Origin of the sequence: Amycolatopsis sp. NPDC049159 (assembly GCF_040648295.1) — a bacterium.
Classification (GTDB): Bacteria; Actinomycetota; Actinomycetes; order Mycobacteriales; family Pseudonocardiaceae; genus Amycolatopsis; species Amycolatopsis pretoriensis_A.
On sequence record NZ_JBEZDL010000005.1, the window covers coordinates 197,624 to 210,862 of the forward strand.

The 13,239-nt window shown below is 74.3% G+C and carries 12 protein-coding genes; all 12 read left to right on the plus strand.

The window, feature by feature from the left end; genetic code table 11:
• Positions 1–2 precede the first annotated feature (2 nt).
• The 12 genes from AB0B33_RS11880 to rpsO all read left to right on the plus strand — a co-directional run bounded on the left by AB0B33_RS11880 (position 3) and on the right by rpsO (position 13,112).
• Entirely contained in the window at positions 3–2,615 is a 2,613-nt protein-coding gene (locus AB0B33_RS11880; RefSeq protein ID WP_360769967.1) for a PEP/pyruvate-binding domain-containing protein, read from the plus strand.
• On the plus strand, positions 2,612–3,802 hold the full coding sequence (locus AB0B33_RS11885) for a cytochrome P450 (protein ID WP_360769969.1): 1,191 nt from the start codon (positions 2,612–2,614) through the stop codon (positions 3,800–3,802). Before AB0B33_RS11880 ends, AB0B33_RS11885 begins: the two co-directional genes overlap by 4 nt.
• Complete coding sequence (locus AB0B33_RS11890; protein WP_360769972.1) at positions 3,799–4,926, plus strand: hypothetical protein; 1,128 nt, start codon at positions 3,799–3,801, stop codon at positions 4,924–4,926. Before AB0B33_RS11885 ends, AB0B33_RS11890 begins: the two co-directional genes overlap by 4 nt.
• Positions 4,923–5,588, plus strand: a complete 666-nt coding sequence (locus AB0B33_RS11895; protein ID WP_360769975.1) for a thymidylate kinase — start codon at positions 4,923–4,925, stop codon at positions 5,586–5,588. Before AB0B33_RS11890 ends, AB0B33_RS11895 begins: the two co-directional genes overlap by 4 nt.
• Entirely contained in the window at positions 5,585–6,400 is an 816-nt protein-coding gene (locus tag AB0B33_RS11900; protein WP_360769978.1) for an LLM class F420-dependent oxidoreductase, read from the plus strand. Before AB0B33_RS11895 ends, AB0B33_RS11900 begins: the two co-directional genes overlap by 4 nt.
• 84 nt (positions 6,401–6,484) lie before the next feature.
• Positions 6,485–7,804, plus strand: coding sequence for an MATE family efflux transporter (locus tag AB0B33_RS11905; protein WP_247025051.1), 1,320 nt, complete (start codon positions 6,485–6,487; stop codon positions 7,802–7,804).
• 555 nt (positions 7,805–8,359) lie between these two features.
• Entirely contained in the window at positions 8,360–9,685 is a 1,326-nt protein-coding gene (locus tag AB0B33_RS11910) for an MFS transporter (RefSeq protein WP_247021096.1), read from the plus strand.
• Positions 9,686–9,729: 44 nt separating this feature from the next.
• Entirely contained in the window at positions 9,730–10,635 is a 906-nt protein-coding gene (gene truB, locus AB0B33_RS11915; protein ID WP_360769982.1) for a tRNA pseudouridine(55) synthase TruB, read from the plus strand.
• A 29-nt stretch (positions 10,636–10,664) separates the two neighbouring features.
• Positions 10,665–11,648: a bifunctional riboflavin kinase/FAD synthetase gene (locus tag AB0B33_RS11920; protein WP_247021098.1), complete on the plus strand. Its 984-nt coding sequence runs from the start codon at positions 10,665–10,667 to the stop codon at positions 11,646–11,648.
• An 86-nt stretch (positions 11,649–11,734) separates the two neighbouring features.
• Complete coding sequence (locus AB0B33_RS11925; RefSeq protein WP_086851932.1) at positions 11,735–12,208, plus strand: helix-turn-helix transcriptional regulator; 474 nt, start codon at positions 11,735–11,737, stop codon at positions 12,206–12,208.
• Positions 12,208–12,711 (plus strand): RNA 2',3'-cyclic phosphodiesterase, encoded by a 504-nt coding sequence (gene thpR / locus AB0B33_RS11930; RefSeq protein WP_360769986.1) that lies wholly within the window; start codon positions 12,208–12,210, stop codon positions 12,709–12,711. Before AB0B33_RS11925 ends, thpR begins: the two co-directional genes overlap by 1 nt.
• A gap of 131 nt (positions 12,712–12,842) precedes the next feature.
• Complete coding sequence (gene rpsO, locus AB0B33_RS11935; protein ID WP_003084034.1) at positions 12,843–13,112, plus strand: 30S ribosomal protein S15; 270 nt, start codon at positions 12,843–12,845, stop codon at positions 13,110–13,112.
• Positions 13,113–13,239: the final 127 nt, after the last annotated feature.

Consider the following 13,239-nt stretch of genomic DNA (forward strand, 5'->3'; position numbering starts at 1 on the left):
CCGTGGACCTCCTCCACGACGGCCCGCGGCTGACCGACCCCGGCGTCGTCGGGAACAAGTTCGCCCGCCAGGCCGAGCTCCGCGCCGCGGGGTTCGCAGTCCCCGAGTTCTTCTGCGTCCCGGTGGAGGCGTTCGACGCCGCCCTCGCCCGGGTGCCGGACGGCGAGCCCGCCGCCCGGCGGCGGGCGCTGCTCGGCCACGGCGTACCGGAGCCGCTGGCCGGGACGCTGCTGGCGGCGTTCGACCGGCTCGCCGGCCCGGACGGCGTGGTCGCCGTGCGCGCCTGCGTCGTCGGCGACGGGGAAGACAGCGCGGCCGACCCGTTCGCCGGGATGAGCGACAGCTTCCTCAACGTCGGCCGCGCGGCGCTGCTCGCCCGGGTCGCCGAGTGCTGGGCGTCCGCGTTCACCGACCGGGCGGTGGCCTACCGGCGGCTGCGCGGTGCGGACCCGGGCGCGGCGCGGGTCGCCGTCGGCGTGCAGCGCATGGTGCGGGCGGAACGCTCGTTCGTCGCGTTCAGCCGGGATCCGCGCACCGGGGCCGCGCAGCACCTGATCGCGGCCGCGTACGGGCTGGGCGAAGGCGTCGTCCAGGAACTCGCCGACGTCGACCACTTCGTGCACGACCCCGCGGCCGGCCACGTGTCGCGCACGGTCGTCCCGAAGCACCGCATGGTCGTGCCCGATCCCGCTCGCTCGGGTGCGCCGCTGCTGGCCGGCGTCCCGGTCGGGCTCGTCGCGGCGCCGGTGCTGACCGACGCCGAGGTGCGCGAGATCGGCGTGCTCGCCGAGCGGGTGGCCGAGCACTTCGGTGCCCCGCAGGACATCGAGGGCGCGTTGACGGCGGACGGGACGATCGAACTGGTCCAGGCCCGCCCGATCGTCTTCACCGAGCCGGAGCCGGACCCCGGACCGGCGTCCGACGTCATCTGGACCAACCACAACCTGACCGAGAGCTTCCCGGGCGTCACCTGCGCGCTCACCTACTCGCAGGCCCAGGAGTTCTACGAAGTCTGCTTCCGCGGGTTCTACCGCCGGATCGGCGTGCCCGCCCGGCTGCGGCACCGGCACGCCGGCGACCTCGCGCGGATGATCGGGCTGCTCGACGGGCGCGTGTACTACCAGCTCGACGCCTGGTACCGGCTGCACGCGATGATGCCCGGCTGGGGGCTGCTGCGCCCGACCTGGCAGCGGACGCTGGGCCTGTCCGGCGACGAGCTCGACGAGGCGCCGCCGCTGCCGCGCGACGGCCGGCTGCGGACGGTGCGCGCGCTGCCCCGCGCGGTCGCGAGCCTGCTCGGGCACCCGCTCGCCGTGCGCCGGTTCCTGACGTGGTGGGACGACCTCGCCGCGACCACCGGGCCACTCGACGGCCTCCCGCCGGCGGAACTGGTCCGCCGCTACCGCCGGATCTGGGCGGAGTTCGCCGGGCAGTGGCCGGTCACCCTGCTCAACGGCTACTTCCTGCTCGGCTGCCTGACGCTGACGCAGCGGCTGCTGTCCCGCTGGACCACCGGCGACCCGGCGCTGCTCGTGGGGCTGCTGCCCGGCGGCCCGGAGAACCGCTCGCTGCTGGCCCTGCGCTCGGCGCTGCGGCTGGCCACCCGGTTCCGGCACGACCCGCGGCTGACGGCGGCGCTGGCGGCCGGGACCGACCGGGAGGTGCACGACGGGATCGTCGCCGGCCGCTTCGGGGACGACGTCGCCGAGGCGTTCGCCGAGCACCTGCGCCGGTACGGCGACCGGACCGTGCACGACCTGAAGCTCGAGGTCCGCACGCCGCGCCAGGACCCGTGGCGGCTGATCGGCGTGCTGCGGCCGCTGGTGGCCAGCGGCGAGACCGCCGAGGGCAACCGCACCGCGGAGCGCAACGCCCGCCGTGACGGCGTCCGGCGGCTGCGCCGGGCCTGCTCGAGCCCGGTGCGCCGGATCGCGCTCGGGCTCTGCGTCCGGGTGCTGCGGCGGTTCGTCAAGGCGCGGGAGGACACCCGGTTGTGCCGCAGCCAGCTCTACGGCCTCAGCCGGGACATCCTCTACCGGCTGGGTGACGTCCTGGCCGCCGACGGCCGGCTCGCCGACGCCGGCGACGTCGTGCACCTGCGGGTCGAAGAGGTCCTCGGTGCCGTCGACGGCACCGGCGGCACGGCCGGGCTCGCCGACCTCGCCGCCCGGCGCCGGGCGGAACTCGAAGCCTGGCAAGGGAAACCCGCGCCGCCGGGCTACCTCTCGCCGGACGGGCCTGGGCGCGACGCCGCCCGCAGCGGCCCGCCGCCGGGTGACGTCCTGCGGGGACTGGCCTCCAGCCGCGGCGTCGTCCGGGCCCGGGCGGCGGTCGTGCTCGACCCGACCGCCCCGGTCGAGGACTGCCGGGACCGCATCCTCGTCGCCCGCGAGACCGATCCCGGCTGGCTGTACCTGATGACCGCGGCGAAGGGCATCGTCGTCGAACGCGGCAGCCTGCTGTCGCACACCGCCATCACCGGGCGGCTGCTGGGGATCCCGACCGTGGTGGCGGTACCCGGTGCCACCACCGCCATCGCCGACGGCGGGTGGATCGAACTGGACGGCGCGGCCGGCACGGTCCGGCTGCTGCACACCGAGGAGGAGGCGGCGTGAGCGCGCCCGAATTCCCGTTCACCGAAGGTCCCGGGCTCGAACCGCCGGTGGAGTACGGGGAAATCCTCGGTGCCGGCGCGTTGTGCCCGGTGACGCTGGCGGGCGGCCGGCACGCGGTGCTCGTCACGCGGCACGCCGACGTGCGGACCGTGCTCGGCGACCCGCGGTTCAGCCGCGAGGCCCACGGGGCCCTGTTCGACCGGGAGGCCGGGTCGCTCGCGTTGCTGCTGACCGATCCGCCGGTGCACACCCGGCGGCGCCGCACGGTCGCGGCCGGCTTCACGGCGCGGCAGGCCGAGGCCGCGCGCCCGGGCCTGGCCGCGCTGGCGGCCGAGCTGGTCGCCGGGCTGCGGGCGCGGGGCACCGAAGCGGAACTCGTCGAGGAGTTCGCGGTGCCGTTCACCCTCGCGGTGATCAGCGACCTGCTCGGGGTGCCGGCCGCGGACCGGGGCCGGTTCCGGCCCTGGGTGAACGCGATGATGTCGCGCGGCCACGCCTCGCCCGAAGAGGTCGCCGAGGGGCACCGCGCGATGCACGAGTACTTCACCGCGCTGGTCGACGAAATCTGGGCGGGGGACACCCGCGACGGCATCATCGCCGACCTCGCCCCGGTGCCCGGCCGGGCGGGGGAGCTCTCGCGCGAGGAAGCGATCGTGATGAGCGCCGGCCTGCTCGTCGCGGGCTACGAGTCGACGAGCAACCAGCTCGCGTCCTGCGTCTACCTGCTGCTCACCGAACGCGCCCGCTGGGAATCCCTGGTGGGCGAACCGGCGGCGCTCGACCGGGCGATCGAGGAGATGCTGCGCTGGACGTCGTTCACCACCGGCGGCGGGACCCCGCACGTGGCCACCGAGGACGTGCGGCTGACCGACCGGTTGGTGCGCCGCGGCGAGGTCGTGGTGCCGCTGACCGACGCGGCGAACCGCGACGCCGAGGTCTTCGCCGACCCGGACCGGCTGGACCTGACCAGGGAGCCCAACCCGCACGTGGCCTTCGGCGCCGGGCGGCACCGGTGCCTCGGCGCCGAACTGGCGCGGGCCGAGCTGCAGACCGGCCTGGCGGTCCTGCTGCGCGAACTGCCCGGACTCGAACTCGCGGTGCCCGAAGGGGCGCTGCGCTGGCGGAGGGAGATGCAGGTGAGCGGTGTGTGGGAGCTTCCGGTGCGCTGGGCGGGTGACGCGCGATGAGCGAGCCCGCCGTCCCCGACGTGTACTTCACCGACCGGCAGATCGCGGCGGTCCGGCACGTGGTCGAGCACCGCCTCGGCGGCGAGATCGAACTGGCCTACCTGGCCGGGAGCCTCGCCGTCGGTCTCGGCCACGGGACGTCCGATGTGGACGTCTACGCCGTCGGCGACCACCTGCCCGGCCAGGACCACGGCTACGAGCACGACGGCGTCGTGGTGCACGTGACCAAACTGGACGGTGCGCTGGTGCGCCGGCTGGCCGGGCTCGGCAGCCGGTTCACCGCCACCGGCGCCGACCGGGAGCAGTTCCTGCTCGAGTTCAAGGTGCTCAACGCGCTGGTCCGGCTGACCACCGGGCACCGGGTCAAGGTGGCCCCGGCCTGGCAGGACGCGCTCGCGCCGCTGCGCCGGGACGTCGTGCGGCGGATCCTCGTCGCCCGGCACGCCAACATCTTCGCGGCCTTCGCCGAGGACGTCTGGGGCGCGCTGCTCAGCGGCGACCGCTACACCGCGGCGACGGCGTCCGCGATCGCGCTGGAGAACGCGGCGGAGGCGCTGCTGGCGGCGGCCGACGACCTCTACGTCGGCCCCAAGTTCCTCTTCCGCAGGCTGCGCCGGACCGAGGTGACGGCGCCGTGGGCGGGGGAGCTGTGGCGGCTGCTCAACCAGGTCTTCGACGCCGGGCTCGACGACGTCGAAGCCGTTGCGGCGCACCGGCTCCGGGTCGGCAACCTGCTGCTGTCCTGGTGCGTGACCGAGGGCTGGGACAAGCCTCTCGCGGAACTGCCGCTGCCGGCGGACGCGGAGACGTCGCGGCGCAGCCCCTACTTCGCGCCGGTGCGGTTTTCCGACGGCATCGCGCTGATGAGCGCCGAAGAGGCCTACGCCGTGGACGAATCGGTCGTGGCGGCCTGGCGCGACGCCGACCGCTTCGGCCTCGACGGCGGCGAGCTGTCCCCGGCGCTGCACGGCCTGCTCGCGATCGGCGCGCTGGACGGTCCCGACCGGCCCGGCGCCGAAGCGCGCAACCCGCGGCTGCCCGCGGATCCGGCGGTGGCCGCGCTGATCCGCGTCCAGCCCGGGTACACGGTGCACCCGCAGGTCGCGCCGGTCGCGCGCCCGTGACCGTCCGGAGTGGACCCGTCGTCGCGGTCGTCGGCGCCGACGGGGCGGGCAAGTCGACGCTGACGGCGCTGCTGGCCGAGCGGCTCACCGCCGCCGGCCACGCGGCGGCCCGCGTCGACCGCTGGGACATCGCCGACGCCGGCCGCTACCCCCACGCGAGCTGCCTGACCGGCGACGTCGCGGTGGCGCGCCGGTGCGCGGCGCTGATGCCGGCCGGGCCCCGGCTGCTGTTCCTGCTGTGGGCTTCGGCGCTGGCCCTCGCCGACCGGCCGGGCGAGCCGGGGGAGATCCTGCTGCTCGACGGCCACTGGCAGAAGCACGCGGCGAGCGAAGTCGCGTACGGCGCCGACGTTTCCTGGGTGGAAGCGGTCGGCGCGGGACTGCCCGCCGCGGACGTCACGGTCTTCCTCCGGATCGCGCCCGAAGACGCGTGGGCGCGCAAGGACGGCAAGCCGGTGCCGTTCGAGTGCGGGATGGACCTGTCCTGCTCACGGGAGAGCTTCCTGGCCCACCAGCGGTCGATCACGGGCACGCTGGACCGCTGGGCGGCCCGGGACGGCTGGCTGGTCCTCGACGCCCGGACCCCGGCGGACCGGCTCGCGGCGCGGCTCGTGCCCCGGGTCCTCGCCGTGGCCGATGGGGAAGCGAGGGAGAGCGCGTGAAGATCGGGCTGTGCGCGTTCCCGACCGACTACGGGATCGCGCCGGGCGCGCTCGCCGTCGCGGCGGAGGAACGCGGCTTCGAGTCGCTGTTCTTCTGCGACCACACGCACATCCCGGTGTCGCGCCGGACGCCGTACCCACCCGGTGGCGAGCTGCCGCGGATGTACCTGCGCTCGCTCGACCTGTTCGGGGCGCTCACGGCGGCCGCGGCGGTGACGGCCACGCTGCGCGTCGGCAGCGGCGTCTGCCTGGTGGTGCAACGGGATCCCATCGTCACGGCCAAGCAGGTCGCCACCCTCGACCTGCTCAGCGGCGGCCGGTTCCTCTTCGGCGTGGGCGCGGGCTGGAACCGCGAGGAGATGGCCCACCACGGCACGGACCCGCGGACCCGGATGCGGCTGCTCGGCGAACGCGTCCGCGCGATGCGGGCGATCTGGACCGAGGACGAGGCCGAGTTCCACGGCGAGTTCGTCGACTTCGACCCGCTGTGGTCGTGGCCGAAACCCCGCCGCGTCCCGCCGGTGCTGGTCGGCGGCATGGGCCCGGGCGTGGAGGACCGCATCCTGGCCTGGGGCGACGGCTGGCTGGCCCAGAACGTGACCGCGGACACGATCGATGCCTTCGCCGCCCGCCTCGGCCGGTTGCGGGAGCGGGCGCCGGTGCCGGTGACCTTGTTCAACGCGTCGGCCGACCCGGCGTTGCTGGCCCGCTACGCCGAGCTGGGCCTGGAGCGCGTGCTGCTCCTGGTGCCGGACGCGGGCGCCGACGTCGTGCTCCCGCACCTGGACCACTTGGCGCCGCTGGTGGCGTGACCGACGTCGGATGGCAGGCCCGGAAAGTTCCCCGGTTCCCGCCGGTCAGAACTGTCGGTGGGGGCGGTTAGAGTCCGGTTCGTGGTGAACGTGGAGGAGACCGAGCGGGTGCCGGCGAAGCGCGTGCTGGGCTTGGCCGTGCCCGCGCTGGGGGTGCTGGCCGCCGAGCCGCTGTACGTGCTGGTCGACACCGCCGTGGTCGGCCACCTCGACGCGCTCTCGCTGGCCGGGCTCGCGCTGGGCGGGGTGGTGCTGGCGCAGGTGTCGAGCCAGCTGACGTTCCTGTCCTACGGCACGACGTCCCGCACGGCCCGCCTGCACGGCGCCGGCCGCCGGGCCGACGCGGTCCGCGAAGGCGTGCAGGCGACGTGGCTGGCGCTGTTCGTCGGGTTCTTCGTGCTGGCCGTCGGGCAACTGCTGGCGTGGCCGATCGCCCGGGTGCTGTCGGGAAGCGACGAGATCGCGTCCGCGGCCGTGTCGTGGCTGCGCATCGCGCTGTTCGGCGCGCCCTTGATCCTGGTCACGATGGCGGGCAACGGCTGGATGCGCGGGGTCCAGGACGCCGCGAGGCCGCTGCGGTACGTGCTGGCGGGCAACGGGATTTCGGCCGTGCTGTGCCCGGTGCTCGTGTACTGGGCGGGGCTGGGCCTGGAGGGCTCGGCGATCGCGAACGTCGTCGCGCAGGTGATCTCGGCGGCGCTGTTCTTCGCGGCGCTGGTCCGCGAGAAGGTGGCGTTGCGGCCGGACTTCAAGGTGATGCGCGCCCAGCTCGGCCTGGGCCGCGACCTGGTCCTGCGCAGCCTGGCGTTCCAGGCGTGCTTCGTCTCGGCGGCGGCGGTCGCGGCCCGCACGTCGACGGAGGCGGTGGGCGCGCACCAGGTGGTGCTGCAGCTGTGGACGTTCCTGGCGCTGGTCCTGGACTCGGTGGCGATCGCGGCCCAGTCGCTGGTGGGCGCGGCGTTGGGCGCGAACTCGGCCCGCCAGGCGCGAGGGGTGGCCAACCAGATCACGGCGTACGGCCTGCTGCTGGGGTGCTTCCTGTGCGTGCTGTTCGCGGCGCTGTCGTGGGTGCTGCCGCACGCGTTCACGTCGGATCCGGGCGTGCTGGCGGAGATCCCGCACGCGTGGTGGTTCTTCGTGGCGCTGCAGCCGATCGCCGGGGTGGTGTTCGCTCTGGACGGGGTGCTGCTGGGAGCGGGGGATGCGGCGTTCTTGCGCAACGCGACGCTGGGTAGCGCGGCGCTGGGGTTCTTGCCGCTGATCTGGGCGTCGCTGGGCTTCGGCTGGGGTCTGACGGGGATCTGGACTGGGCTGTCGTTGTTCATGGTGATCCGCTTGGCGTTCGTGGTGGCGAGGTGGCGCTCGGGCAACTGGGCGGTGACGGGAGCGATCCGCCCGGCTTGAGCCGCGGCTCGCGCGGCCGGCCGCGGCCGCATTGGGTTCCCGAGCCTCGCGGCGACCGCCCCGCCGTCCGGGGCGTTCGGCCCCGCCCAGGGGTCGCGTGGTGGCCCCGAGCCCCGCAGCAGTTGGCCGCCCGGGTCGCTCGGCGATCCCTCAGCCGTGCGGCCCCCACCCGTCACCCGCCGGCAGCGGGCTCCGGGCGCACCGGGGTCCCGAGCCCCGCCGGCCGCCCACCTGGGTCGCCCGGCACCCCAAGCCGCTCGGCGGCCGGTTGCCCACTCGGATCGCGCGGCAGCCCCAGCCGCGCGGCACTCGTCCGGGTCGCTCGGCGCTCCCTAGTCGCGCACCCACCCGCCGCCGCCCGGCCGACCCCGCCCGTTCACCCGTCCGAGCGACCCCACCCAAACACCCCCTGACCACCTGTGACGCCCCCGACCCTGTGGCGAAAACCACCCGGATAACGGCTATGTTTCGCCGTTGCTTAGGCGATACAAGTAGTAGGGACGGCAGCGCGGGCGTCCCGCGCCCCCGAACACCGCCGAACCCCTGGAGGTCCTTGTGCCGCCCGCCACCGGCCGCGCCACTGCCCGGTCCTGGCTCGTCTGGCTCGCCGCCGTCACCGTCTACCTCCTCGCGGTCTTCCACCGCACCTCCTTCGGTGTCGCCGGGCTGCAGGCGGCCGAACGGTTCGGGGTCGGGGCCGCCGCGCTCGGCACCTTCACCGTCCTCCAGGTCGGCGTCTACGCCGCCATGCAGATCCCGACCGGTGTGCTGGTCGACCGCTACGGTCCCCGCCGCGTCCTCATCGTCGCCGTGCTGATCCTCGGTACCGGGCAGCTCCTGCTCGGCATCGCGCACACCTACGGCCTCGGCCTGCTCGCCCGCGGTGTGCTCGGCCTCGGCGACGCGCTCACCTTCGTCAGCGTGCTGCGCCTGGTCGCCGCCCACTTCCCGGGCCGCCAGTACGCGCTGCTGACGTCGTTCACCGCCGCCGTCGGCTACATCGGGAACCTCGCCGCCACCGTTCCGCTGTCGCTGCTGCTCGACGTCTCCGGCTGGACGCCCACCTTCCTCGCCGTCGGCGCCCTCACCGTGCTCTACACGCTGGTCGTGGCGCTGCGGGTGCGGGACGTGCCGCACGGCGAAACACCGCCCGTCCGCGAAGAGGTCCGGCCGCGCCAGCTCGCCCACCAGGTCGCCGAGGCTTGGCGGACGCCGGGGACGAGGCTGGGTTTCTGGGTGCACTTCAGCACGATGTTCGCCCCGAACGCGCTGACCCTGCTGTGGGGCGTCCCGTGGCTGGTGCAGGGCCAAGGGCAGACGAAAGCCGCCGCGAGCGCGCTGCTCACCGTGTTCGTCTTCGGGTCGATGGCCGGCGGCCCGCTGCTCGGTGGCGTGATCGGGCGGCACCCGTCGCTGCGGATGCCGCTGGTCGGCGGGTACATCGGCGGCGCCGCGCTGCTCTGGGCGGTGCTGCTGAGCTGGCCCGGCACCGTGCCGGTGCCGGTGCTGGTGCCCGCGTTCGCCTTCCTCGCCCTCGGCGGCCCGGCGTCGATGATCGGCTTCGCACTCGCCCGCGACTACAACCCGCTGTCCCGCGTGGGCACCGCGACCGGCGTCGTCAACGTCGGCGGTTTCGTGGCCACGACGATCGCCGCGCTCGCGGTCGGCGTGCTGCTGCAGTGGACCGGCGGGAGCTTCCGGCTGTCGCTGCTGGCGATCGTCGCGATCCTCGCGCTCGGCACCTCCCGGATGCTCGTCTGGTGGCGCCGCACCCGCGCCCACCTCTTCCTGGCCGAGGCGCGCGGCGAGGAGCTGCCGGTGCGGATCACCCGCCGCCGCTGGGACGCCGCACTACCGGAGACGCCGATCGTCGCCGCCTGAGCGGCCTGATCGTTCCCCGAGGGACGGCAGCTAGGGTTTGCCGCGTGTCGAGCCCCAAACCGCCCCGCCGCCCCGCCCCGCCGCCCGGTCTCCTGATCGTCGACAAGCCCGCCGGGATGACGTCGCACGACGTCGTCGCCCGCGCCCGCCGCATCATGGGCACGCGCAAGGTCGGGCACGCCGGCACGCTCGACCCGATGGCGACCGGCGTGCTGGTGCTCGGCATCGAGCGCGCGACCAAGCTGCTCGGCCACCTGGCGCTGGACCGCAAGACCTACCTGGCCACCCTGAGCCTCGGCAGCAGCACCACGACCGACGACGCCGAGGGCGAAGTCCTCACCGAGGGCGCGACGGACCACGTGACCGACGACGACATCGCGAGCGGCGTCGAGAAGCTGACCGGCGACATCCAGCAGGTGCCGAGCGCGGTCAGCGCCGTCAAGATCGACGGCAAGCGCGCTTACGCCCGCGTCCGCGCCGGCGAGGACGTCGTGATCCCGGCCCGCCCGGTGACTGTCTACCGCTTCGACGTCCTGGGCATCCGCCACGAGGACGACCACGTCGAGGTCGACGCCGTCGTCGAGTGCTCGTCCGGCACCTACGTCCGCGCGCTGGCCCGCGACCTCGGCGCGGACCTCGGCTGCGGCGGGCACCTGAAGGCGTTGCGGCGCACCACGGTCGGCCCCTTCACCCTCGCCAAGGCGCGCACCCTCGACCAGCTCGAGGAGGCGCCCGAACTGAGCCTGGACCTCGACGCCGCCGTCGCCGCCGCCTTCCCGCGGCGCGACCTCGACGCGGCCACGGCGAAGGCGGTCCGGCACGGGCAGCGCATCCCCGCGGCCGGGCTCGAAGGCACCTACGGGCTCTTCGGGCCCGACGGCCGGGTACTCGCGCTGGCCGCCGACGAAGAAGGCGTGTCCCGCGCGGTGGTGGTGTTGCTGCCCGCCTAGGGTGGGCCTTACAGAGACGGGAGTGCGACGTGCTGCGGTGGCGTGGGCTGGGGGACCTCCCCGGCGGCTGGGGCCGGTGCGTGGTCACCATCGGCGTGTTCGACGGGGTGCATCGCGGGCACCAGGAGCTGATCAGCCGGACCGTGGCCGCGGCGGCCGAACGGGGGCTGCCGAGCGTCATGCTGACGTTCGACCCGCACCCGTCGGAGGTGCTGCGCCCCGGTAGCCACCCGGCGCAGCTGACCACGTTGCGGCGCAAGGCGGAAATCGTCGAGAGCCTCGGCGTCGACGTCTTCTGCGTGCTGCCGTTCACCTTGGAGCTGTCCCGGCTCGCGCCGGAGGAGTTCGTGCACGAGGTGCTCGTCGACCGCCTGCACGCGGCCGCGGTGATCGTCGGCGACAACTTCACCTTCGGCGCCAAGGCCGCCGGCGACGTCGCGATGCTGCGCACCCTCGGCCGCCGGTTCGGTTTCGCCGCCTACGGCGCGGAACTGCAGGGCAAGGAACTGTCCGAAGAGGACCAGGCGTCGATCACCTTTTCCAGCACGTACGTCCGTTCGTGCATCGACGCGGGTGACGTCCTCGCCGCGGCGGAGGCGCTCGGCCGCCCGCACCGCCTGGAGGGCATCGTCGTGCGCGGCGACGGCCGCGGCCACGAGCTCGGCTACCCGACGGCGAACCTGTCGACGCCGCGCTTCGCCGCCGTCCCGGCCGACGGCGTGTACAGCGCCTGGTTCACCCGCTCGGCGGACCCGTCGCGCCGGCTGCGCGCCGCGGTCTCGGTGGGCACCAACCCGACGTTCTCCGGGCGCGAGCGGACCGTCGAGGCGTTCGTCCTCGACGTCGACGAGGACTTCTACGGCCAGCACGTCGCGATCGACTTCGTGACGCGGCTGCGCGACCAGGTGCGCTTCGCCGACTCGGCCGGGCTGGTCCAGCAGATCGACGACGACGTGATCGAGACGAGAAAGGCACTCGAGGTGCCCCCGGACGCCCCGACCGGGGGCGAATAGGGGATTTCGCGTTCACGCACGTGAGGGCGATGGCAAGATGCTCACGGACGGTGTGCGCGGGCAAGGCTTAGGGGAGAGCGGGACTGGTGGAGGACCACAAGATCGTCCAGCGGAACATCGCGTTGCAGCGCGAGTGGTACGGGGAGCCGCTCGGCGACCGCGTGCGCCGGCTCGTCGTCGCGTTCGACGTTTCGCAGGCGTTCTTGGCCGAGGTCCTCGGGATCAGCGCCCCCATGCTCAGCCAGGTGATGAGCGGGCGGCGGGCGAAGATCGGCAACCCGGTCGTGCTGGCGAGGATGATCATGCTGGAGCGCAAGATCCTCGTGCCCGAGGTCGCCGCCGGCAACCGCGACGCGATGCTGGCCGCGATGGAGGACGTCCGCGACTCGCGCCCCACCGTCGGCCGCGACAACATCCCGGTGGTCAACGAAGACGCGAAGGTCCTCGCGTACCTGCGCGACCTGGCCGAGGACGAAGACCTGGGCGAGGCCGCCAAGCGCCTCGACGACGAGTTCCCGGCCATCGCCGACCTGCTCCGCCGGGCGGGCCACGGCTCCTGATGCCGGTCCTGTTCAGCGCGCTGTTCCCGCCGGACGACGTCGCCGCCGCGGTCGCGGACGCCGTGGGCGAGCCGGAACCCGGCCTGCGCTGGGAGCCGCCGGAGCGCTGGCACGTCACGCTGGCCTACTACGGGCCGGACGACGTCGAGGCGCGCGGTGCCTGGCTGGCCGGGCGCCTGGCCGGGCGGACCGGCGTCGACGTCCGGCTGGAAAAGGCCGCGACGTTCCCCGGGGTGCTGTGGTTGACTGTCGCCGGAACGGAGCTGACGCCGCTCGCGCACGCCGCGGGTGCCGACGCCGAAGCGAGGCCGTACGCGGCCCACCTGACGCTCGCGCGGTTCCCCCGGGAAGAACCTGGGCTCGCCGCGCGTTGGACCGAAAAGCTGGCCGGCTTCACGAGCCGGAGCTGGCGAGCCGCCGAGGTGGCGCTGGTCACCAGCGAGCGCGAGCCGGGAGGTCCCCGCTACCGGGTGGCGCGCGTCTTCGAGCTGGACGGCGCCTGAAGCCGCTGTTCAGCGGGCTGGTAACCTCACGACCGGGTCCGGCTGCAGTCCGTGGCGGCCGTGACCGTCTTCCCGGCGTCCATTCCGCGTCCGGGGCCGCACGGCACTGATTATTTCGAGGAGCAACACAAGTGGCGCTGTCCACCGAAGAGAAGAAGTCGATCCTGGCCGAGTACGGCGTGCACGACTCGGACACGGGATCCCCCGAGGCCCAGGTCGCGCTGCTGACCAAGCGGATCGTCGGCCTCACCGAGCACCTCAAGGCTCACAAGCACGACCACCACTCGCGTCGCGGGCTCCTGCTGCTGGTCGGCCGCCGCCGCCGGCTGCTGAACTACGTGATGAAGGTGGACATCGAGCGTTACCGTGCGCTGATCCAGCGCCTCGGCCTGCGCCGATAGCTGCACCCCGAGGGGGAGTGACCACATCGGTCGCTCCCCCTCGGTCTGAAAGAGAACGAACGGCGCGAGCGCGCACGAGGGTCCGTCCGCCGGTCCTCGGTAGTGGCTCCCGGGAAGCGTCCCGGGG

Coding starts and splice junctions, on each gene's coding strand:
- AB0B33_RS11890 (WP_360769972.1), top strand. CDS start 3,799: ATGAGCGAGCCCGCCGTCCCCGACGTGTACTTCACCGACCGGCAGATC.
- thpR (WP_360769986.1), top strand. CDS start 12,208: ATGCCGGTCCTGTTCAGCGCGCTGTTCCCGCCGGACGACGTCGCCGCC.